Origin of the sequence: Acidovorax benzenivorans (assembly GCF_028680575.1) — a bacterium.
Lineage (GTDB): Bacteria > Pseudomonadota > Gammaproteobacteria > Burkholderiales > Burkholderiaceae_C > Acidovorax > Acidovorax benzenivorans.
In genome coordinates this window covers 330,988-354,021 of sequence record NZ_JAPCKI010000005.1, presented here as the reverse complement: position 1 = coordinate 354,021, position 23,034 = coordinate 330,988, and the positions used below count along the sequence as shown (strand labels likewise).

At 65.4% G+C, this 23,034-nt stretch carries 17 protein-coding genes and 1 tRNA gene; 8 read left to right on the top strand and 10 right to left on the bottom strand.

Features of this window, described 5'->3' with window-relative positions; translation table 11 throughout:
• Positions 1 to 11: 11 nt before the first annotated feature.
• The 6 genes from OIN59_RS11830 (at position 12) to OIN59_RS11805 (ending at position 8,868) form a co-directional block, all read left to right on the top strand.
• Positions 12 to 86: transfer RNA gene (locus OIN59_RS11830), tRNA-Arg, on the top strand.
• Positions 87 to 262: 176 nt separating this feature from the next.
• On the top strand, positions 263 to 1,861 hold the full coding sequence (locus OIN59_RS11825; RefSeq protein ID WP_274110495.1) for a class I SAM-dependent DNA methyltransferase: 1,599 nt from the start codon (positions 263 to 265) through the stop codon (positions 1,859 to 1,861).
• Positions 1,862 to 1,958: 97 nt separating this feature from the next.
• Positions 1,959 to 3,200 carry a restriction endonuclease subunit S gene (locus tag OIN59_RS11820; protein WP_274110493.1) on the top strand — a complete coding sequence of 414 codons (1,242 nt, stop codon included), beginning with the start codon at positions 1,959 to 1,961 and terminating at the stop codon, positions 3,198 to 3,200.
• Positions 3,201 to 3,433: 233 nt separating this feature from the next.
• Positions 3,434 to 4,516 (top strand): Fic family protein, encoded by a 1,083-nt coding sequence (locus tag OIN59_RS11815; RefSeq protein WP_274110491.1) that lies wholly within the window; start codon positions 3,434 to 3,436, stop codon positions 4,514 to 4,516.
• Complete coding sequence (locus OIN59_RS11810) at positions 4,513 to 7,815, top strand: type I restriction endonuclease subunit R (protein ID WP_274110489.1); 3,303 nt, start codon at positions 4,513 to 4,515, stop codon at positions 7,813 to 7,815. Before OIN59_RS11815 ends, OIN59_RS11810 begins: the two co-directional genes overlap by 4 nt.
• A gap of 222 nt (positions 7,816 to 8,037) precedes the next feature.
• Positions 8,038 to 8,868, top strand: coding sequence for a hypothetical protein (locus OIN59_RS11805; protein WP_274110487.1), 831 nt, complete (start codon positions 8,038 to 8,040; stop codon positions 8,866 to 8,868).
• A 44-nt stretch (positions 8,869 to 8,912) separates the two neighbouring features.
• Here OIN59_RS11805 and OIN59_RS11800 read toward each other — a convergent pair whose 3' ends face one another.
• Complete coding sequence (locus OIN59_RS11800; RefSeq protein ID WP_274110485.1) at positions 8,913 to 9,815, bottom strand: EamA family transporter; 903 nt, start codon at positions 9,813 to 9,815, stop codon at positions 8,913 to 8,915.
• 91 nt (positions 9,816 to 9,906) lie between these two features.
• Here OIN59_RS11800 and OIN59_RS11795 point away from each other — a divergent pair, with 91 nt between their 5' ends.
• Positions 9,907 to 10,398, top strand: a complete 492-nt coding sequence (locus OIN59_RS11795) for an Lrp/AsnC family transcriptional regulator (RefSeq protein ID WP_274110483.1) — start codon at positions 9,907 to 9,909, stop codon at positions 10,396 to 10,398.
• 21 nt (positions 10,399 to 10,419) lie between these two features.
• Here the strand turns inward: OIN59_RS11795 and OIN59_RS11790 are convergent, their stop codons facing one another.
• The 3 genes from OIN59_RS11790 to OIN59_RS11780 all read right to left on the bottom strand — a co-directional run bounded on the left by OIN59_RS11790 (position 10,420) and on the right by OIN59_RS11780 (position 13,789).
• Complete coding sequence (locus OIN59_RS11790; protein WP_274110481.1) at positions 10,420 to 11,412, bottom strand: 2-dehydropantoate 2-reductase; 993 nt, start codon at positions 11,410 to 11,412, stop codon at positions 10,420 to 10,422.
• A gap of 228 nt (positions 11,413 to 11,640) precedes the next feature.
• Positions 11,641 to 13,005, bottom strand: a complete 1,365-nt coding sequence (locus OIN59_RS11785) for an ATP-binding protein (protein ID WP_274110479.1) — start codon at positions 13,003 to 13,005, stop codon at positions 11,641 to 11,643.
• Between the two features lie 124 nt (positions 13,006 to 13,129).
• Positions 13,130 to 13,789 (bottom strand): response regulator, encoded by a 660-nt coding sequence (locus OIN59_RS11780; RefSeq protein ID WP_274110477.1) that lies wholly within the window; start codon positions 13,787 to 13,789, stop codon positions 13,130 to 13,132.
• A 199-nt stretch (positions 13,790 to 13,988) separates the two neighbouring features.
• Between OIN59_RS11780 and OIN59_RS11775 the strand changes: the two genes are divergently transcribed.
• Positions 13,989 to 15,020, top strand: coding sequence for an ABC transporter substrate-binding protein (locus OIN59_RS11775; RefSeq protein WP_274110475.1), 1,032 nt, complete (start codon positions 13,989 to 13,991; stop codon positions 15,018 to 15,020).
• Positions 15,021 to 15,071: 51 nt separating this feature from the next.
• Here OIN59_RS11775 and OIN59_RS11770 read toward each other — a convergent pair whose 3' ends face one another.
• The 6 genes from OIN59_RS11770 to OIN59_RS11745 all read right to left on the bottom strand — a co-directional run bounded on the left by OIN59_RS11770 (position 15,072) and on the right by OIN59_RS11745 (position 23,021).
• A complete protein-coding gene (locus tag OIN59_RS11770; protein WP_274110473.1) occupies positions 15,072 to 16,604 on the bottom strand; it encodes a DegQ family serine endoprotease in 1,533 nt (510 codons plus the stop codon).
• Positions 16,605 to 16,726: 122 nt separating this feature from the next.
• Entirely contained in the window at positions 16,727 to 17,716 is a 990-nt protein-coding gene (locus OIN59_RS11765) for a catalase family protein (protein WP_274110471.1), read from the bottom strand.
• A gap of 76 nt (positions 17,717 to 17,792) precedes the next feature.
• Complete coding sequence (locus OIN59_RS11760; protein WP_274110469.1) at positions 17,793 to 18,905, bottom strand: aldose epimerase family protein; 1,113 nt, start codon at positions 18,903 to 18,905, stop codon at positions 17,793 to 17,795.
• A gap of 9 nt (positions 18,906 to 18,914) precedes the next feature.
• A complete protein-coding gene (locus OIN59_RS11755) occupies positions 18,915 to 19,844 on the bottom strand; it encodes a DMT family transporter (protein ID WP_274110467.1) in 930 nt (309 codons plus the stop codon).
• A 263-nt stretch (positions 19,845 to 20,107) separates the two neighbouring features.
• A complete protein-coding gene (gene garD, locus OIN59_RS11750; protein WP_274110465.1) occupies positions 20,108 to 21,682 on the bottom strand; it encodes a galactarate dehydratase in 1,575 nt (524 codons plus the stop codon).
• Between the two features lie 46 nt (positions 21,683 to 21,728).
• On the bottom strand, positions 21,729 to 23,021 hold the full coding sequence (locus tag OIN59_RS11745; protein ID WP_274110463.1) for a TRAP transporter large permease: 1,293 nt from the start codon (positions 23,019 to 23,021) through the stop codon (positions 21,729 to 21,731).
• Between the last annotated feature and the right edge of the window lie 13 nt (positions 23,022 to 23,034).

Genomic DNA, 23,034 nt, shown 5'->3' with positions numbered 1-23,034 from the left:
GGCTGTCTCGCCTCCTCGTAGTTCAATGGATAGAACGAGTGCCTCCTAAGCGCTAGATACAGGTTCGATTCCTGTCGAGGGGACCAGATTTATGGTCAAAACGGCCTCTAGCGCTTATTAAATAAGCGCTAGCAGCTATCAAAACAGTAGTATTCAGAGAAGCAACCCCGTGGCAGGGTCTTCGCAGTGTGTGCGGCGGGCCTGCCCGCTTGAAGGCCCTTAGAGCCTGTTCAGAGTCTTACAGCCCACACACCGCAGCCACATGCTCCAAGACATCCAGAAAACCCTGTGGGCCACCGCCGACAAGCTGCGCGCCAACATGGACGCCGCCGAATACAAGCACCTGGTGCTCGGCCTCATCTTTGTCAAATACATCTCTGACACCTTTGCCGCCCACCACGCCACGCTGGTGCTGCGCCTGGCAGACCCCGACGACGAATACTTCTACGGTGATGCCGACCCCGCCGACATTGCCGCCGAACTGGAAGACCGCGACTACTACAAAGAAGCCAACGTCTTCTGGGTGCCAGAAGCCGCCCGGTGGGAGCAACTGCGCAGCAGCGCCAAGCAGCCCGACATTGGCAAACGTATTGACGACGCCCTGACGCTGATCGAGGCCGAGAACCCCACGCTCAAAGGCATTCTGGACAAACGCTACGCCCGTGCACAGCTGCCCGACGGCAAACTGGGCGAGTTGGTCGACTTGGTATCCACCATCGGCTTTGGCGACACCCCCGACGTGGCGCGCGACACCCTGGGCCAGGTGTACGAATACTTTCTGGGCATGTTCGCCAGCGCCGAAGGCAAACGCGGCGGGCAGTTCTACACGCCCGCCAGCATCGTCAAAACCCTGGTGGCCGTGCTCAACCCGCACACCGGCAAGGTGTACGACCCGTGCTGCGGCAGCGGCGGCATGTTTGTGCAGAGTGAAAAATTCATCGAAGCCCACGGCGGCAAAAAGGGCGACGTGTCCATTTATGGGCAAGAGAGCAACCCCACCACCTGGCGCCTGGCCGCCATGAACCTGGCCATTCGCGGCATCGACTTCAACCTGGGGCGCGAACCCGCCGACACCTTTGTGCGCAACCAGCACCCCGACCTGCGCGCCGACTTTATCCTGGCCAACCCGCCCTTCAACATCAGCGACTGGTGGCACCCCAGTTTGGAAGGCGACGCCCGCTGGGTGTATGGCGACCCACCCCACGGCAACGCCAACACCGCCTGGCTGCAGCACATGCTGCACCACCTCAAAGCTACCGGCCGTGCTGGAATCGTTTTGGCGAATGGCAGCATGAGCAGCAGCCAGAACAACGAAGGCCAGATCCGCGCCGCCATGGTCGATGCCGACGTGGTGGAAGTCATGATCGCCCTGCCCGGCCAGCTGTTCTTCAACACGCAAATCCCGGCATGCCTGTGGTTTTTGGCCAAGAACAAAAAGCGCAAGGGTGAGGTGCTGTTTATCGACGCCCGCAAACTCGCCACCATGATCAGCCGCGTGCAGGGAGAGCTGACCGACGAGGTCATCGACCGCATCGCCGCCACCGTGGCCGCCTGGCGCGGCGAGCCCGCGCCCACCGTCAGCTCCGTTCAGGCTGAGCCCGTCGAAGCCCACCCCCACCCCGCCCCCTATCAGGACATCCCCGGCTTCTGCCGCAGCGTGCCCCTGGCCGAAATCGCCCAGCACGGCCACGTGCTCACCCCCGGCCGCTACGTGGGCGCCGAGGCGGTGGAGGACGACGACGAAGCCTTTGCCGACAAGATGGTCAAGCTGACGGAGAAGCTGGGCGAGCAGATGGCGAGGGGATCGGAGTTGGATGCGGTGATTCGGCAGAAATTGGGGGGGTTGGGGTATGAGTTCTGAGTGGCCCTATATCGCTCTGAACGAGTTATGTCTCAAGATCACCGATGGGGCACATCAGAGCCCTAAGTCGGTGGAAACTGGGAAACCAATGGCCTCCGTGAAGGACCTCACACGATTTGGTGTCGATCTCAGTTCAGCGCGGCATATTTCGACAGATGACTTTGCTGTTCTCGTCAAGCAAGGTTGCAGACCGCAAGTTGGCGATGTCTTGATAGCAAAGGATGGGAATTCGGCTTTGGATACGGTTTGTTGCGTTGATAAAGAGCTGGAAGCCGTACTGCTCTCATCAGTTGCAATTCTTCGCCCCGACCCTACGAGACTGAATTATCAGTACCTAAAACACTACCTCTCATCCCCCGATGTCGTCGAATACCTGAAGAGCAACTTCATCTCTGGTGCTGCGATACCTCGCGTTGTGTTGAAGGATTTCAAGAAGGCGGAGATTTGTGTACCGCCCTTGAAAGAGCAGGCCCGTATTACCGCCATTCTGAACACATTCGACGACCGCATCACCCTCCTGCGCGCAACCAACGCCACGCTCGAAGCCATTGCCCAGGCACTGTTCAAGTCGTGGTTTATCGATTTCGACCCCGTGCGCACCAAGATGGAAGGCCGCGCCCCCGAAGGCATGGACGAAGCCACCGCCGCGCTGTTTCCCGATGCGCTGGAGGAGTCGGAGTTGGGGTGGGTGCCGAAGGGGTGGCGAATGAGCCGCCTGGCCGACCTGACTTCAACACACCATGGGAGCATCCAAACAGGGCCCTTTGGCAGCCAGCTCCATGCGTCGGACTACGTGGACTCAGGCGTGCCGGTGGTCATGCCAAAAGACATCAAGGATCGCCGTGTCATGACCGACTCGATTGCGCGAGTGAGCCAGGAAAACGCTGATCGCCTTTCAAGACACAAACTGATCGCGGGCGACATTGTTTTCAGTCGCCGGGGTGATGTCGAGCGCCACGCTCTCATCACACAAAGAGAAGCGGGTTGGCTGTGCGGCACAGGTTGCCTTTTGCTCCGCCCAGGCAAAAGTTGGCGCTCTTCAACCTTTTTGTCCATGGCATTGGACGCGGCTCAAGCCCGCACTTGGCTGGTACAGCATGCGGTGGGCGCCACCATGCCGAATATCAACACCGGCATCCTTGGCTCTGTTCCCGTGCTCCTGCCGCCAGATGCGCTGCTTTCTGCCTTCGAGGATGTAGTCTCGGCAACGGAACTGCAGCGCAGTCACAACTCATCAACCGCTGAAACCCTCTCCGCCCTCCGCGACACCCTGCTCCCCCGCCTGATCTCCGGCCAGTTGCGCTTGCCCGAAGCGCAGGCGCTGGTAGACGATGTCTGAAAGGACCGGGGCTGTGAAAGTGTTCTTTCATAGCGGCGCGGTCTATTAAAGAGTTCTTTCACAGCGCGGCCAGAGGGCCGTTGGACGTTGGCTGCCGCTGTGCAGAAAACCCGTCTGGGCTGTAAATGAAGGCGCGCGCATGTATAAAAAATCGCGTTTTCTATACAGATGCTGGCTAACATGCATAGAAATCCGGCTTTTCTATACACATCCCTGACCTTCTCAGGCCCAACATGCCCCTGCTCCACCCGCTCGAACAGCTGGACGCTGCCCGCTTCGACACGCCCGCCATCCTCAAGAAGCTGGCCAGCAGCAGCCGCCAGTTGGCAGAACTCAAGGGCATTGCGGCGTCCATCCCCAACCAGGGCATCTTGATCAACACGCTGGGCTTGCAGGAGGCCAAGGACAGCTCGGAGATCGAGAACATCGTCACCACGCACGATGAGCTGTTCAAGGACGATGTGCTGCCCGAGGCGTTTGCCAACCCGGCCGCTAAAGAGGTGCTGCGCTACCGTCAGGCGCTGCGGGTGGGGTTTGAGCAGGTGCGGGCCACCGGGCTGCTCACGGCCAACCACATCATCCAGATTCAGAGCGAGCTGGAACGCAACAACGCGGGCTTTCGCAAGCTGCCGGGCACAGCGCTGAAGGATGGCGCGGGGCAGACGGTGTATACGCCCCCGCAAGACCCGGCCGAGATTGTGGCGCTGATGGGCGGCCTGGAGCGGTTTCTGAACGACCCCGATGTGTTCGCGGTAGACCCGCTGATCAAGATGGCGCTGGCGCACCACCAGTTTGAAAGCATTCACCCGTTTTACGACGGCAATGGCCGCACGGGGCGCATCGTGAACGTGCTGTATCTGGTGAAAGAGGGGCTGCTCGACATTCCGGTGCTGTACCTGAGCAAGCACATTGTGCGAACCAAGGCCGACTACTACCGCTTGCTGCAAACCGTGCGCGACGACGACACCTGGGAGGACTGGGTGCTGTACATGCTGGACGCCGTGGAGCAGACCGCCGCGCAGACGCTCGCCACCATCCACGCCATCAAAACGGCGCTGTTCGACTACAAGCACCGCATTCGGGCGCAGCACAAGTTCTACAGCCAGGACTTGATCAACAACCTGTTCACGCACCCGTACACCAAGATCGACTTTTTGCAGCGCGACTTGCAGGTGTCAAGGCTCACGGCCACCAAGTACCTGGACGCGCTGGCCACCAGCGGCTTTGTGCAAAAGCAAAAAATCGGGCGCGGCAACTATTACGTCAACCAGGCACTCAGCACCATCTTGCTGGGCCAGAACGAGGCCCGCCCATGACCGAAGACCAGCTCGAACGCGAAACCCTGGCTTGGCTGCAGGACGTGGGCTACACCCACATCGCAGGCCCCGACATCGCCCCCGACGGCCCCGCGCCCGAGCGCAGCGACTACCGCCAGGTGCTGCTGGCCGGCCGCCTGAAGGCGGCGCTGGTGCGGCTGAACCCTGCCGTGCCCGTGGTGGCCATTGACGACGCCCTGGCGCAGGTGCAAGACCTGGGCGTGCCCGCGCTGCTGGGGGCCAACCGGCGGTTTCACCGGCTGCTGGTGGCGGGTGTGCCGGTGCAGTACCAGCGCGGCAACGAGACGGTGGGCGACTTTGTGCGCCTGGTGGACTGGGCCGCGCCCGAGCGCAATGACTGGCTGGCGGTGAACCAGTTCAGCGTGCGGGGGCCGCGCCACACGCGCCGGCCCGATGTGGTGCTGTTTGTGAACGGGCTGCCGCTGGTGCTGCTGGAGCTGAAGAACCCCGCCGACCAGGCCGCCAGCGTGTGGAAGGCCTACGACCAGATCCAGACGTACAAAGAGCAGATCCCGGACCTATTCCACACCAACGAGGTGCTGGTGATCTCGGACGGCACCGAGGCGCTGCTGGGGTCGCTGAGCGCAAGCGCCGAGCGCTTCATGGCGTGGCGCACGATTGACGGTGTGGCGCTGGACCCGCTGGGCCAGTTCAACGAACTGCAAACGCTGGTGCGCGGCGTGCTGGCGCCGCAGTACCTGCTCGATTACCTGCGCTACTTTGTGCTGTTTGAGGACGATGGCCAGCTGGTCAAAAAGATTGCGGGCTACCACCAGTTTCACGCGGTGCGTGCCGCCATTGCGCAGGTGGTGGCTGCGGCCAAGCCGGACAGTGGCACAGAACCGGCCATCAAGGGCAAGGGCGGCGTGGTGTGGCACACGCAGGGCAGCGGCAAGAGCATCACCATGACCTGCTTTGCCGCCCGCGTGATGCAAGAGCCCGCGCTGCAGAACCCGACCATCGTGGTCATCACCGACCGCAACGACCTGGACGGCCAGCTACTGGGCGTGTTTGGGCTGGCGCAAGACCTGCTGCGCGAGCAGCCCGTGCAGGCCCGCACCCGGCAGGAGCTGCGCACCCTGCTGGCCAACCGGCCATCCGGCGGCATTGTGTTTGCCACCATCCAGAAGTTCATGCCCGGCGAGGACGAAGACAGCTACCCCATGCTGTCGGACCGCCACAACATCGTGGTGATAGCCGACGAAGCGCACCGCACGCAGTACGGGTTTGAGGCGCGGCTGAAGGTGCGCAAGGAAAATTTCAAGCCAAATCAGGCTCTAGCGCTTGAAACACAAGCGCTACCAGCTACCAATACAGTAGCAATCCCCATCACCACAGGCAGCGGCACCGCACCCGCACACCGCGCCGAGTTTGCGCCGCCCACCTACCGGGCAGGCACCGAAGCGAACACGGTGGAGCCCACCCGGGAGCACTACCAGGTGGGTTACGCCCAGCATCTGCGCGATGCGCTGCCCAACGCCACCTTTGTCGCGTTTACCGGCACACCCGTGAGCGGCACCGACCGCGACACGCGCGCGGTGTTTGGCGACTACATCCACGTGTATGACATGCAGCAGGCCAAGGAAGACGGCGCCACCGTGGCCATCTACTACGAAAGCCGCATGGTCAAGCTGGGCCTGAAGGCCGACGAGCTGCCCAGCATTGACGCCGAGGTGGACGAGCTGGCCGAGGACGAGGAAGAAAGCGTGCAGTCGCGCCTGAAAAGCCGCTGGGCCGCGCTGGAGCAAGTGGTGGGCGCCGAGCCCCGTGTGGCGCGCGTGGCCCAAGACCTGGTGGCGCATTTTGAAGAGCGCAACACCGCCCAGCGCGGCAAGGCCATGGTGGTGGCCATGAGCCGCGACATCTGCGCGCACCTGTACAACGAGATCGTGCGCCTGCGCCCCGACTGGCACGACGCAGACCCCGAACTCGGCGCCATCAAGATCGTGATGACCGGCAGCGCCAGCGACAAGGCCCTGCTGCGCCCGCACATCTACAGCGCACAGATCAAAAAACGGCTGGAAAAACGCTTCAAAGACCCGGCCGACTCACTGCGCATCGTGATCGTGCGCGACATGTGGCTGACCGGCTTTGACGCGCCCTGCGTGCACACCCTGTATGTGGACAAGCCCATGAAGGGCCACAACCTGATGCAGGCGATTGCCCGCGTGAACCGCGTTTTCAAGGACAAGCAGGGCGGCCTGGTGGTGGACTACATCGGCATTGGCAACGAGCTCAAAGCCGCCATGAAGGAATACACCGCCGCCCAAGGCCGGGGCCGCCCCACGGTGGACGCGCACGAGGCCTTCAGCGTGGTGCTGGAAAAGCTCGATGTGCTGCGCGCCCTGCTGCACGGGTTTGACTACAGCGGCTTCTTGACGGGCGGCCACCGCGTGCTGGCGGGTGCGGCCAACCATGTGCTGGGCCTGCCGCGCCAGGCCGGGCAAGACGGCAAAAAACGGTTTGCCGACACGGCCCTGGCGATGAGCCAGGCCTTTACGCTGAGCTGCACGCTCGACGAGGCCAAGGCGGTGCGCGAGGAAGTGGCATTCATGCAGGCGGTGAAGGTGATCTTGACCAAGCGCGACATCACCGCCAAACAGCGCACCGACGAGCAGCGCGAGCTGGCGGTGCGCCAGATCATCAGCCAGGCCGTGGTGTCTGAAAGCGTGGTGGACATCTTTGATGCGGTGGGGTTGGAAAAGCCGAACATCGGCCTGCTGGACGAAGGCTTTCTGGCCCAGGTGCGGGCGCTGCCCGAGCGCAACCTGGCGGTGGAGCTGCTGGAGCGCCTGCTGGAGGGCGAAATCAAAAGCCGCTTTGCCAGCAATGTGGTACAGAGCAAAAAGTTCTCGGAGCTGCTGGGTGGGGTGATCGTGCGCTACCAGAACCGCAGCATTGAAACCGCCCAGGTGATGGAAGAACTGCTGGACATGGCCCGCAAGTTCCGCGAGGCACATGGCCTGGCCGACAAACTGGGGCTGACTGAAGACGAGGTGCGCTTTTACACCGCGCTGGCCGAAAACGAGGCCGCCGTGCGCGAGCTGAGCGACGACACGCTAAAAAAAATCGCCCACGAACTGACCGACAACCTGCGCAAAAACCTGACGGTGGACTGGACCGAGCGCGAGAGCGTGCAAGCCAAGCTACGCCTGATGGTCAAACGCATCCTGCGCAAGTACAAATACCCGCCGGACCTGGAAGCGGCAGCGGTGGAACTGGTGCTGCAACAGGCACAGGCGCTGGGTGATGCGTGGAGCGAATTGGCCGCAGCCTGATTGAAGTGCCCCATGGGCGTGCAGCACTGAGCCCCGTTGAATCCAAGAGGCGCTCCCCTGGCCGACGAAACAAACAGGGTTTCATCTCCATCTCTTGTAGGGCCCGCTCCACATCTTGGGCGCCAGCCTTCAGACCGTGAAGCTGTCGGACAATGCCCCGGTGCCCCCGCAGACGCGCACATTCTCAAGTCAATACGCCACTTGCCCACCTAAGATCAGCCCATGTCGGCACCCCCTTCCCCCTCCATCCTTCCCTTTGCCCCACAGCCATCCGCCAGCGCGCTGGCGCAGGCGCTGGGGGTTCCCGTCTTTACCCCGCACTGGCACATGCCGCAGTACCCCGATGGGGCCGTGGGGCCGTGGCAGATGAAGCGCACAGGGGTGGGGCTGGACCGTGGCTACCACAGCGGCCCGTGTGTCACCTCGGGCTCGGCAGTGCTGATGCGCCAGAGCGCTGCGGGCGGGTGGGAAACCTGGATGTCGCTGTCGCCGATGGAAGTGGAAAGCCAGGAACTGGCCTGCCGCCATGCGCAGGGCCACACGGTGGTGATGGGTCTGGGCATGGGCTGGGTCGCGGCCAACATCGCGCTGCAGCCCTCGGTGGAGCGCGTGACCGTGGTGGAGCGGGATGGGGATGTGCTGGAGCTGTTTGGCCGTTGCCGCGTGCTGGAGGGGCTGCCGGAGTCCGCTGCGCGCAAGGTAGAGCTGGTGCAGGCTGACGCGCTGCAGTGGCAACCCCAGGGCGCGCCCGTTGACTTTCTGTACGCGGATATCTGGCTGCACCTGGCGGAGCCACAAACCCTGGCGGAGGTGCAGCGCATGCAGGCCAACGTGCAAGCTGATCAGGTGTACTTCTGGGGGCAAGAACTGGTGCTGGGTGCCATGGCCAGCGCGCAGGCGGCGCCTGGTACGCCCGCATGGGCCGACGCGGTGGACCGTGCCGTGCGCGAGACAGATTTGCCGATGCTGGCGCAGGCCGAGGAAGGGTATGCCAACCTCATTGCGCGTGTTTTGCAGTTGCGCAGCCAAGGCCGCCATCCGGCAAGCGCCTGAACCCACCCCGCCCCCGCCGGAAGGCAGGGAACGCGATAGCACGTTCAGGCGGCTTGCGGCGCAGCGCGGTCGGCAGCAGACGGGCGGCCAGCAGTCATTGCACTGCCCATCGAGGCCGCCACGATGCAGCCAATCGCCAGCCACTGAACACCGCTCAGGTGCTCACCCAGCAGTGCCAACGCCAGCACAGCAGCCACCGCTGGCTCCATGCTGATCATGATGCCGAAGGCCTCCTTGGGCAGGCGCTTCAGGGCCATCATCTCCAGCGAGATCGGGATGGCGCTGGAGACCGCCGCCACCGCCACGCCGATGAGCAGCACGGAGGGGGACAGCAGCGCAGCGCCCGCATGCACCACGCCCACCGGCACCACCACCAGGGCCGCCACCAGCAGGCCCAGCGACACCGAATGCCCCGCATGCAGGTGCCCGGCGCGTTTGCCAAACACGATGTAAAGCCCCCAGAACACGGCCGCGCCCAGGGCGTAGAAGACCCCCACCGGGTCCAGCGTGCTGCCGTTGAGCCCCAGCGGCAGCAGCATGCCCAACCCCGCCATGGCCAGCGCCACCCACACAAAATCCACCGCGCGGCGCGATGACCAGATCGCCACCGCCAACGGCCCCGAGAACTCGATGGCCACCGCCAGGCCAAACGGCAGCGTACGCAGCGACATGTAGAACATGAGGTTCATGCCCCCCAGCGCCGCGCCGTACAGCATGACGGCCCGCGCATCGGCGCGCGACAAATGCCAGCGCCAGGGCCGCCACAGCAGCAGCACCAGCAAAGCCGAAAAGCCCACGCGCACGGCGGTGGTACCCTGCGCACCCACCACCGGAAACAGCCAGTGCTTGGCCCACGAGGTACCGATGCCCAGCGCGGTGACGGAGCCCAGAACGGCAAGAAAAGGGAAAAAACGGTGAAGTAAAGAATGGGAAGGGGAAGCGCTCATGGACTGAAAATATAGTGCGACACCGGCGCGCTTTTGACTCGAATTTCTGGGCTTACGCGCAACTTTCGCTCACCTCTCAAGGAGCCTCCGCATGGGCAGCCCGGCAACACTCGACCGCTTTGACCTCGCGATCCTGGACATCCTGCAGACCGACAACACCACGCCCCAGCGCGCGATTGCGCAGGCAGTCAACCTGTCGGCACCCGCCGTGCAGCGGCGCATCCAGCGGCTCAAGGACAGTGGCGTGATCCGCGCCAACGTGGCCGTGCTGGACCCGGTGAAAGTGGGCAAGCCGCTGACCATCGTGCTGGAGGTGCACCTGGACAACGAGCGCCCCGACCGCACCGCCCCGCTGCGCGCGCGCATTGCGGCGGAAGACGCGGTGCAGCAGTGCTACAGCGTGACGGGCGAGGCGGACTACCTGCTGGTGGTGAACGTGGCGTCGATGGAAGACTACGAAGCGCTGACGCGGCGGCTGTTTGAGGGGGACGACAACATCAAGCGATTCAGGACCTCAGTGGCGCTGGCCAGCCTCAAGACCGGGCTGCGCGTGCCGCTGGACAGCGCAGCACCCGCCACCTGATCACAGGTCACAGGTCACAGGTCACAGCCCCAACACCTGGCGCATCTGCGTGCCCGTCAGGCGCTGGCGCGGGCCGCCCAGCAGCGCGCACATGCGCGCATTGAGCGGCGCCGCCAAACCATGCTGCGCCGCCAGCCGCACCACCGCGCCACACAGCGCGTCGATCTCCGTCACGCGCCCGGCCTCCAGGTCGTCCCACATCGACGAGCGGGCCGTGGCGTCGATCTGCAGCATGCGTTTGGCGAGCCGGGTGAACAGCCAGTTGGGCAGGCGCAGCACATGGGGCAGCAGCGTGGGCGACACGGCCGTGACCTGGGCGGGCGTGATGCCCGCGCGCGCCATCACGCGCAGCGCCTCGGTCTGCAGCGCGGCAAAGACGCGGCGGCAGTCGCGGTCCAGCAGCTCTTGCCGCAGCGGCAGGTCGGACAGCGCATTGACCGGGTTGTTGAGGTTGAGCAGCAGCTTGCCCCACTGCACGGCACGGATGTCTTGCGGCAACACGGTGGCCAGGCCTGCGGCGTTGAAGACCGGCGCGATGCGCTCCGTGACGGCATCGCGCTGCAGCTGCAAATGGCCCGCGGTGGCGCGGTGTACCTGCGCGCCGCGCAGCACCACGTTATAGGGCACCATGCCCGCCAGCACGTTCAGGCCGGGCGCCATTGCCGCGATGCGGGCCACGTTGTCGACGCCGTTTTGCAACGAGATCACCGGGGTGCCGGGCACACAGGCCGCCACCAGCTCGCGTGCGGCAGACTCGGTGGCGCCGCTTTTGACGCACAGCAGGATGATGCTGTCGGCACTGGGCGCGGCGTCTGCCAGCGTGGCGGCCAGTTGCAGTGCGGACGCTGGCACGGTGCGGTCAAAGCCGTCCAGGTCGGTGACCTTCAGGCCCTGCTGCTCGATGGGCTGCAGCGCATGTGGGCGGCCCACCAGGCACACCGACTGGCCGTGCGCGGCCAGTCGCCCACCCACATAACAACCAATGGCGCCTGCGCCCAAAACGATGAAGTTCATGCCGATGCGTGTGTGCTGAGGTGGAATTGGACGCAGACAGACCAGGAACCGGCACAGCCTGCGCGCTACCCCCGCATTGTGCGGGGCAGGCCCCTGGCGGCGTGGCGCGCACGCGACGAGGCGCTTTGAAGCACTCTGCGGGTGACTTTGAGGGCTTTTGAGCCGATAGCGCTAGTGCAATATGCCTGACCAGCTATTCAATTAATAGCAAACAGGGCATCACACAGCTCAGGGCTTGGCAGCCGCAAACCGCACGGTCACCCGCAGGCCGCCCAGGCGCGCCGAACTGTCCAGCGCCACGGTGGCGCCATGGGCCTGCGCAATGGCCTGCACGATGGCCAGGCCCAGGCCGCTGCCGGGAGCGCCTTCTGACGTTTCACGCACAAAACGCTGCATCACGCGCTCGCGGTGCTCGGGGGCAATGCCGGGGCCACTGTCTTCGACGGTGAGCACGGCGGCGTCGCCCTCGCGGCACACCTGCAGGTCCACCTGGCCGCCGGGCGGGCTGTATTTGATGGCGTTGTCCAGCAGATTGCGCGCCAGCATGCGCAGGGCCTCGGCATTGCCGGGCACGGTGGCGGCGTCCGATTCCAGCAGGCCCACATCCATGCCACGCGCCTGGGCAGCGGGAGCCACGTCGGCCAGCGCCAATTGCGCCGTGGCACGCAGGTCCACCGGATCGTTGACGGCCGTGCTGGCCTCCTGCCGTGCCAGGGTGAGCAGCTGCTCGACCAGGCGCGTGGCGCGCTCGATGCCAGCCGACAGGCGTTCGATGGCGGCCGCCCGCGCGGCATCGTCGCCCGCGCGCTGCAGGCCCTGCAGCTGCAGGCGCAGCGCGGCCAGGGGCGAGCGCAGCTCGTGCGCGGCGTCGGCCACGAAATGCTCCTGCGCGTCAAAGGCGCGCTGGACGCGTTCGAACAGCAGGTTGAGTTCACTCACCAGCGGCTGCACTTCGTCAGGCAGTTGTGCATCGCTCACGGGCGAGAGGTCATCCGCCTGGCGCTGGGCCAATTGGCGGCGCACGCGCTCCACCGGGGCCAGCGACCGGCTCACGCCCCACCACACGGCCAGCACCAAGAGCGGCGCCATGATGGCCAACGGTGCCAGCGTGCGCAGCGCCAGGCTGCCAGCCATGTCGCGCCGCGCGGCCATGTTCTGCGCCACCTGGATGACCTGCGAGCGCGTCTGCATCGAAAACACCCGGTAGGTGCCGCCACGCGCCTGCACGTTGGTAAAACCCAGCACGGCAATCTGCGGCAGGGCGGCGCCCACGGCCGATTCAAAAATGCGCAGGCCCTCATTGGTCCACACCTGCACGATGAATTCGTGGTTCTCGTCCTCCGGGTCCAGGCCCGGGCCCAGGCCTTGGGCATCCACCGGCAGGCCCGAGCGCAGGGCCAGCGCGGTTTGCTGCATGTGGTAGTCGAACAGCGCATCGGCCTCAGCCAACGCCCCCCGGTAGGCCAGCGCGCCCTGCACCGCGCCAGCCAGCACGATGGCAGCGAGCAAAAACATCAGCAGCCGCATGCGCAGCGACCGCGGCAGCATGGACTGCAGCGCGCTGCGCCAGGAGGTGGTTGGCACGTTCTTCATCTCTATCCATCCATCCCCGCCGCATGCTCAGGGCAGGAGGTTGCGCGGGGGCAGCCAGCAAGTGCCGCCCCGCAGCAAAGGCTGTCGTCCCCTTGGGGGGAAGCGGCGAAGCCGCTCAGGGGGGTCATGCCTTCGGCACGAGGTAGCCCACCCCGCGCACGTTCAGCACCAGCTCGGGCCCCAGCTTCTTGCGCAGGCCGTGGATGTAGACCTCCACCGCGTTGCTGCTCACCTCGTCGCCCCAGCCGTAGAGTTTGTCCTCCAGCTGCTGGCGCGACAGCACCATGCCGGGGCGGGCAATGAGCGGCTCCAGCACCGCCCATTCGCGCCCCGACAGCACCACGGGCGTGCCGCGCACGGTGACCTCGCGCGTGGCGGGGTTGATGCTCACGCCCTGGTGCTCGTACACCGGCTCGGCGCGGCCCGCTGCGCGGCGCAGCAGGGCACGGATGCGGGCCAGCAGCTCGTCTAGGTCGTAGGGCTTGAGCACGTAGTCGTCAGCCCCAGCGTCCAGCCCTTCGATGCGCTGGGCCACGGCATCACGGGCGGTGGCCACCAGCACAGGGGTGCGATTCTTGCGGGCCCGCAGGTCACGCAGCACGGCCAGGCCGTCGCGTTGGGGCAGGCCCAGGTCCAGCAGCACCAGGTCGTACGCCTGGGTGCGCAGGGCGGTGTCGGCCGCATCGCCAGCGCGCGCCCAGTCCACCGCGTACTGCTCGGCGCGCAGCAGGTCCAGCACGGCTTCACCGATCATGGAATCGTCTTCAACAAGCAGCAGGCGCATGGCAAGGGGGTAGAACGGTCAGTCGGGGATCGGTGAGAAGGGCTACCCGCGAAGGATAGCGGCGGTACGGCCGCTGACGCCGCACTGGACTGCCAGAACGACTTAGATTTGACACATCACTGTCACAATGAAAGCGCCACGCGCACACTGCCCGCCCCATGGGCCGGGCCACCACCATAAAACACAAGGAGCAAGACCGATGGCATTTCCCTCTCTCCACCACCTTGCTGCGGCCGTTGCGCTGGCCGCGCTGTCTGCCACGGGTGCCCAGGCGCAGGGCGTGGTCAACGCGCTGTGCAGCACCGACGCGCCCTGGTGCGAAGCGGCAGCCAAGGAGTTCACCCGCAAGACGGGCATCAAGGTGAACCAGGCCCACAAGGGCACGGGTGAGATTGCAGCGCAGTTGCGCGCCGAGGCCAACAACCCAAAGACCGACATCTGGTGGGGCGGTACGGGCGACCCCTTCTTGCAGGCGGCCGAGCAGGGCCTGCTGGCCGAATACCGCCCCGCCTATCTGCATGACCTGCACAGCTGGAGCGTGCGCCAGTACGCCATGTCGGGCCACCAGGTGGGGGGCTTTTACAGCTCGGCCATCGGCTTTGGCTACAACACCGAAACACTCAAGAAGAAAAATCTGCCCGAGCCCCAGTGCTGGTCCGATGTGATCAAGCCCGCCTACAAGGGCGAGGTGGAAATATCGCACCCCGCCTCCAGCGGCACGGCCTACACCGTGATCGCGGGGCTGGTCCAGCTCATGGGCGAAGACAAGGCGTTCGACTACCTCAAGGCCCTGCACAAGAACACCACCACCTACACCCGCAGCGGCCAGGCGCAGGCGCCGAACTTGGCCAAAGGCGAGGTGGGTGTGGGCATCACCTTCATGTTCAACTTTGAAAAGTGGAAGGCCGACAAGTACCCGGTGAAAACCCAGGCGCCTTGTGAAGGCACCAGCTACGAGGTGGGCGGGATTGCACTGGTCAAGGGCGCGCGCAACATGGAGAACGCAAAAAAATACTACGACTGGCTGATGAGCCCCGAAGGCCAGGCCGTGGGCGCCCAGGTGGGCAGCTACCAGGTGCCCGCCAACAAGACCTTCAAGATGGACCCGCGCATCCCGACGCTGGACAACGTCAAGCTCATCAAATACGACTTCGAGAAATACGGCAAGGCCGCCGAACGCCGGCGCCTGATCGACCGCTGGACGAAGGAAGTGGAGCCCCTGCCGCGCTGACGCGCAGCGCCCGCCGCAGGGCCCCAACCGACGGCGGGCGCAGGCCATGGATCAGCCCAGGCGCACGGGCACAAAGATCTTGTCGCCGTCGCGCTCAATCAGCAGCGCGACCGACTTGCCCGCCTTGGCCATGGCCGCACGCACCTGCGTGATGTCCTTGATGGGCGCGCCGTTGATGGCCAGCAGCACGTCGCCCGGCTGCACACCGGCTGCGGCGGCGGGGCCCCGCGCCTGCTCGATGACCAGGCCCTCGCTGAGGCCTCCCTTGGCACCCATTTCACGCCGCTCCTGCGGGTCCAGCGGGCGCAGCGACAGACCCAGTTGGCCCTTGCCCACGGCGTCGTCGTTACGTGCTTGCTTGATCGCCTTGTCGCTGGCATCGCCCAGGGTGGCGGTCAGCTCCAGCGGCTTGCCCTGGCGCCACACCGACAGCTTGACCTGCTGGCCCGGCTGGGCCTGGCCCACCCAGGCGGGCAGATCGCCCGAGGCCACGATGGGCTGGCCGTCCACCTGGCGGATCACGTCGCCCGCCTGCAGGCCTGCCTTCTCGGCCGGGCTGCCCTTGCTGACGCTGGCGACCAGCGCGCCTTCGGGCTTGTCGAGCGCGAACGACTCGGCGAACGCCTGGTTCACCTCTTGCACCGCCACGCCCAGTTGCGCATGGCGCACCTTGCCGGTAGCGACGATCTGGTCCTTGATCTTGGCGGCCAGCTCGATGGGGATAGAGAACGACACGCCCTGGTAGCCGCCCGAACGGCTGTAGATTTGCGAGTTGATGCCCACCACCTCGCCACGCGCGTTAAACAGCGGCCCGCCCGAGTTGCCGGGGTTCACCGCCACGTCGGTCTGGATGAACGGGACCAGGCTGTCGTCAGGCAGCGAGCGGCCCTTGGCGCTGACCACGCCCGCCGTCACGCTGTTTTCAAAGCCGAAAGGCGAGCCGATGGCCAGCACCCATTCGCCCACCTGCAGGTCGCGGGTACTGCCCAGGCGCACCATGGGCAGGTTCTTGGCGTCGATCTTGAGCACGGCCACGTCGGTCTTGGGGTCGGAGCCCAGCACCTTGGCGCGGAACTCGCGCCGGTCCGTGAGCTTGACGATGACTTCGCTGGCGCCCTTGACCACGTGGGCGTTGGTCAGCACCAGGCCGTCAGGGCTGACGATGAAGCCCGAGCCCTGGCCGTGCGTGGGCACGTTGGGCTGGCCTTGCGCACCCGCGCCCGGAAAACCAAACTGGCGGAAAAATTCATAGAACGGATCGTCTGGGTCGATCTGCGGGCCCCGGCGCTGACGCGCGGCGGGCTGGCTCTCGTCTTGGCTGTCGTCATCGGCCATCGCGGTCTTGGTGCTGCCCGTCACGCTGATGTTGACCACCGCCGGGCCGTTCTGCGCGGTGATCTGCGCAAAGCTGGGCAAGGCCCCTCCAGGGGCGGCCGGTGTCTGGGCCACGATGGCGGGTGGCGGGGTCAATGCGCGTGCCTGGTGCCCGGTGATGAGGCCTGCGCCCGTAGCACCCACCGCCCCGGCGGCCACCAGGGCCAGGATGAGGCGGCGGGGAGTGGAGGTCAGCGTGGTCGTGTTCATGGTGTGGAGCCTTTCCAATCGGAGTTGCGATGGAAGACAGTGTGGGCACCAACACTTAGACGAAACTTAGAACGTGTTTACGATCTCCCAGGAGTCGCTCAGCGGCTCTTTGGCGACCCAGGCTACACCGCCCCACGCCCCTTCTGGCTCTCGAAATACACCACCTTGCGGGCCCGCATCACATCACCCAGGGGCCGGTGTGCAGCCAGCGCCTGCCAAGGGTCGAACACGGCGGCCTCCACCTCGGCGGCCAGTGCGGGGTCGGCCACAGGGTCTTGCCTGGGCAGGGTCAGACGGGCCACCGTGGTGTAGGGCGTGGGCCAGTCCACGCTGGCATCCTCAATGGGCGTGGTGGCCTCATTCACAAAGGGCTGCAATTGCAGATCCCACAACAGATCCTGCTGGCGCAGGCGGGCCGAAAACTCGGCGTTCCAGTCGTCCTGAACCTGGGTGACCGGCGCGCCGTTGGAGGCATGGGGCACCAGGCGCACACGCACCGCATACGGCCCACACGCGATGGGCGCCGCGCTGTGTACGGCATGCGCAGCAAAGCCGCCGAAGGGTCGGCCGAAAGTCTTGACCGTCTTGGCGATTTGCCTGGCGGCCCCCAGCAGCCCGTGGCGCTGCACCAAAAACTTGATCAGCGCGCCGCCGCCATGCGAGGCCGCCACCACAAAGTCCACGAACTCGCCGCTTTGGGGAAAGGCGAACTTCTCCTGGTTGATGAGCGTGAAGTCCTGGCTTTTGGCAGGCCCGTTGCCCAGGGCGGAATCGCCCTTCACGCCCAACACGCTGAACGAGAAGCCCCGGATGTCGGGCTTGCGGTCGGAGGTCTTGTCCATGCCGCCATTGCTCAGCCGCACCCGCACCTCGTACTGCCCAGGCTGGGCAAACAGGCCATGCGCCGCGAACGCAGGCAGATCGCCCAGCACCTGCAACTGGCCGCGCGCGGCGGTGAGCTGCTTGCGGTGCAGGCCCCTGCCATTGCCGTACTTGTGCGACTTGCGCGCCTGCAGTTCGGCAAACTGGCGCGCATACCCGGCAAAGCGCTGGGCTTCGTCGGGGGCCACCACTTCTTTCCAGTCGGTGCTGGGGGTGTAGCTTGTGTCCATGAATGACCTCGGTTGAAAACCTGGGGGCATGGTAGCGCGACATACCGAAAAACGGGGACCTCGTTGACCCCTGCGCTCAGAGACTGCGAAACCGGTACACGATCGCGCCCTGCACCACCTCCCTGGGCGCCAACCAGCGCATGGGGAAGGCCGCGTGGTTGGGCGCATCGGGGTACTCCATCGGTTCCAGGCAGATACCGTCGCCCGGCTGCCAGAGCCAGTCGCCCTGCTGCGCGCCACGGCCCCGATCCCGCGCCGGGTCCGCCTTGAGGCCATGGCCCGCATAGACCTGCACACCGGGCGCGGTGCTCCAAACCTCCATTGCACGGCGGCTGACGGGCTCGCTCAGCAGCGCGGCCAGGCGCAGGCCGTGTGGGGTGATGGCTGACGACGGGGGTGCAAAAGGTGCATCCTGTTCGTCCAGCACCAGGTAGTGGTCCAGCCCGCCGGCCAGGGCCAGTTGTGCGCTGGGCGCTGCCACTGCATCGCCCACACGGCGGGCCTCGCGGAAGTCGAATGGCGTGCCCTGCACCGCAGCCAGTGCACCGGTGGGGCATACGTCGGCTGCCAGCGGCACATAGCGGCTGGCAGGCACGTGCAAGGTGTGGCCGTGGGTGCTGCCCTTGCCCGCTAGGTTGAAGAACGCATGCCCGGTGAGGTTCAGCATGGTGGGCGCATCCAGCGCCTCGGCCGTCCAGGCCATGTGGAGCGCGTTGTCGGCCGTGACCTGCAAGCGAAGCTGCAGGCGCACCGCACCCGGTACGCCGTCGTCTTGGGTGCAGAAGGTGTGGCTCAGGGTAAGTGCATCGGCCTGCACGTCATCCACTGCAAACACCTGAAAGCGGCTGCCACGCGGCCCACCATGGTGGTGGTGTGGGCCGCTGTTGGTGGGCAGTTGCAAAGGCGAGCCATCCGGCACGGTGAGCGTGCCTGCACGCAAACGCCCAGCCCAACGCCCGATCAATGCGCCCATGGAGAGCTGGCCTTCCAGGAAGCCTTGCAGGCTGTCGTAGCCCAGCGCCACATCGGCCAGGCCACCCTGCCCGTCGGGCACCGCCACCTGCACCAGGCGGGCGCCGTAGTTGCTCACGGCCACCTGCAGGCCGCCCGCGCCACGCAGGGTGAACAGGTCAGTGCGCTGGCCATGCAGGTCGCGCTGGAATGCGTCGCGGGAGAGTGTGTAAGCCATGTGCCGAGTCTATTTCGTGGGGTTGGGTGCGTCGCGCGTCACCAGCCAGATGCCCGCGCACACCAACACCAGGGCCAGCAGGTTTTTCCACTCCCACAGCGCCTCGCCCAGGAACAGTGCCGACAGCGCTGCGCCGAAGATCGGCACCGTGAAGTTGAACACCGTGACCTGGCTCACGCGGTTGTGCTTGAGCAAGATGCTCCACAGCGAGAACGCGGCCGACGACAGCAGCGCCAGGTACAACAGCAGCACCGTCGAGCCCCAGGTGAAGCCAGCGAGCGAACCGCCCAGCGACCAGCCAATGGCCAACAACGCCACACCGCCCAGGCCCAGCTGCCAGCCCGTCATCACGACGGAGTCCATGCGCTGCGACACCTGCTTGCCGTAAATGCTGGCCGCGGCCAGCACGAGGGCGGCGATCACCACAAAGCCTTCGCCCAGCAGCGTGAAGTCCAGGTCCAGCGTGCCGCGCCCCAGGTTGACGACCATCACGCCCGCAAAGCCAACCAGGCAGCCCCACAGCTTGGCGTGGCTGAGGCGGTCGTTGTGATAGACCCAGTGCGCCAGCAGCACGCTGAAAAACGTGCCCGTGGCGTTCATGATCGAACCCTTGACCCCGGTGGTGTGCGCCAGCCCCACGTAGAAGAACACGTACTGCAGCGTGGTCTGTGCCAGGCCCAGCACCACCAACTGGCGCCCGGCCACCAACCCCAGACCCCAGATGGCCTTGCGCGTGGCCACGGCCCAGGCCAGCAAGATCAGCCCCGCGCCCAGAAAGCGCCAGCCTGCAAACACCAGCTGCGTGGGGATGTCATTGCGGGCGACGGCAAACCAGGCATAGCCGGTTTTGATGGCTGGGTACGAGCTGCCCCACAGCAAGCAACACAGCAACGCCAGCGCCACCACGACCTTGCGGTCGGAAAATCGGGTGTGACCCATGTGAGTTCAGCGCTCTCTAGTGACACAGCCCGTGCAAGGACGGGCTGTGTGGGAGGAGGCTCGCAGCTCCAGGACGCAAGCTGCAAGACCACGGTTTCTGCTATCCATTGCGCTACGCGCCACCCCCAACGCATGCAAAGGGCACAGCCCAGGCGATGGCAGCCGCGCAAGGGCCGCCCCGCCGCGCTGGCTGCGTCCCACTTCCGTAGCGCGCAGCGCGTAGAGAGAGGGGAAAGGCGCGAAGCGACTCAGGGGGTGTCACTTCAAGTCACGGGTGCGGGATTGAACAACACCAGCGCGTTGTGCAGCTTCCACTGTTCGGCCCAGGTCTTCTTGCGGCCGCTGGCCACGTCGAGCAACAGGTGGAACATCTCCCAGCCCAATTGTTCGATGGTGGCCTCGCCATCGGCGATCTTGCCCGCGTTGATGTCCATCAGGTCGTGCCAGCGCCGGGCCAGGTCGCTGCGCGTAGCCACCTTGACCACGGGACATTCGGCCAGACCGTAGGGTGTGCCCCGGCCGGTGGTGAACACATGCAGGTTCATGCCCGCAGCCAGCTGCAGCGTGCCGCAGATGAAGTCGCTGGCGGGTGTGGCGGCGTACACCAGGCCGCGCTGGTCGCGGCGCAGTTTCTCGCCAGGTGCCAGCACATGCGCAATAGGCGCGGTGCCGCTCTTGATGATGGAGCCCATGGCCTTCTCGGCGATGTTGGACAGCCCGCCCGCCTTGTTGCCCGGCGTGGTGTTGGCTGCGCGGTCCACACGGCCACGGTCGAGGTATCGGTCGTACCAGCCCAGTTCGCGCACGATGGATTCGGCCACCTCGGGCGTGGCCGCGCGGCTGGTGAGCTGCTCCACGGCATCGCGCACCTCCGTGTTCTCGCTGAACATCACGGTGGCTCCGGCGCGCACCAGCAGGTCGGCACAAAAGCCCACGGCGGGGTTGGCGGTGACACCCGAGAACGCATCGCTGCCACCACACTGCACGCCCAGCACCAGCTCGCTGGCGGGGATGGTCTCGCGGCGGCGCGCGTTCAGGCGCTCCAGGTGCGGGCGCGCGCTTTGCACGATGTGGTCGAGCATGGACATGAAGCCCACATGCTCGTCGGCCTGCAGGCACACCGTCTCGGGCCCCAGCGCCGCATCGCGCTCGTCGGTGATGGGGAAGCTGCCCGGAGGCAGCAGGCGGTCGGGCTGGAGCTTTTCGCAGCCCAGGCTCACCACCATGACCTCACCCCCAAAGTTGGGATTGAGGCTGATGTTGCGCAGCGTGCGGATGGGGATGATGGCGTCGGGCGCGTCAATGGCCACGCCGCAGCCATAGGTGTGCTCCAGGCCGATCACGTCGTCAACCTGCGGATACAACGGCAGCAGTTCGTCCTTGATGCGGCGCACCGCCAGGGCCACCACCCCCGCCACACACTGCACTGTGGTGGTGATGGCCAGGATGTTGCGCGTGCCCACCGAGCCGTCGGCGTTGCGGTAGCCCTCGAAGGTATAGCCCGTGAGCGGTTCCAGCACGGGCGGCTTCACGGTGGCCATGGGCAGGCCCTCCAGCGCGCGTGCCGAGGGCATTTGCAGCAGGCGCTCGTGCACCCAGCTGCCTGCCGGGATGGGCTTGAGCGCGTAGCCGATGGGCACGCTGTAGCGGCGCACCACATCCCCTTCGGCCATGTCCGACAACGCTAGCTTGTGGCCCTGGGGCACCTTGTCGCGCAGGATGATGCCCGCGCCCGGCACGCCCTCGGGCAGCACCGTGCCTGCGGGCAGGCCACCGTCGTTGGCGACGATGGCGACGTTGTCGTCCGCGTGCATGCGGATGGTGAGGGGTTCTCGCATGGGGTCAGTTCTCTTCATGTCCGCTTCGCGTTTTGCACGGCCGTGCTCATCCACCGGCCTTCAGCACCAGGTCCGGCAACCACATCGAAAACTGTGGCACGTAGGTCACCAGCATCAGCGCCACGATGAGTGCGCTGTAGAACGGCCAGATGGTCTTCATCACCTCGCCCACGGAAATGCCGCCGATGGTGCAGCCGATGAACTGCGTGGTGCCCACGGGCGGCGTGTTCAGGCCCAGCGCGCAGTTGATGAGCATGACGATGCCGAACTGCTCGGTGCTCATGCCGAACTGCTGGCAGATGGGCAGGAAGATGGGCGTGCAGATGAGGATGGTGGCCGCCATGTCCAGGAAGGTGCCGAGCACGAACAGGATGATGTTTACGCACAAAAAGATCACCCAGGGCGAGGTGCTCATGGATTTGAGCGCATCGCCCGTCAACTCGGCCACGCCGTACAGACCGATCAGGTAGCCGAACATGGACGAGATGCCGATCAGCAGCAGTACGGTGCCCGTGGTCTTGACCGCCTTGGAGGCGGCCTTGAGGAACTGCTCGCGCGTGAGCTTCTTGTAGACGAAGACCGACAGCACCAGGGCCCAGACCACCGCCACCGAGGCAGACTCTGTGGCCGTGAACGCCCCCGACAGAATGCCCGCGATGATGATGACCACCACAGCCAAACCCGGCACCGAGGCACGGAACGATATCCACACGATCTTCCAGCCGGGGAAGGTGCCTGCAGGGTAGCCGCGCTTGACGGCCACGAAGTACGCAGCCGCGAGGTTGCAGATGGTGAGCAGCAGCGCAGGCACGATGCCCGCAAGAATCAGCGCCGCAATGCTCACCTTGCCGCCCGCAGCCAGCGTGAAGATGATGAGGTTGTGCGACGTGGGCATGAGCGCACCCACCAGCGATGCATGTGTGGTCACGTTCACCGCGTAGTCGGCATGGTAGCCCTCTTTTTTCATTTGCGGGATGAGCACGGCGCCCATCGCAGACACGTCGGCCACGGGCGAGCCCGAGACACCACCGAACAGCGTGCAGGCGAGCACATTGCTCATGCCCAGGCCACCGCGCACATGGCCCGCCACGCTCTTGGCAAAGTTGACGATGCGGTCGGCAATGCCGCCGTACATCATGATTTCGCCAGCGAAGATGAAGAACGGGATCGCCAGGAACGAAAACGGGTTCATCCCCGAAATCATTTGCTGAAAGCCCACGGCCAGCGGCAGGCCTTCGTACAGGATGGTGGCCAGCGAAGACAGGCCGATCGAGAAGGCCACGGGCACGCCCAGCAGCAGCAATAGCGTGAAGCTCACGCACAGGATGGTCAACGCCATGGTGGTGGAATCT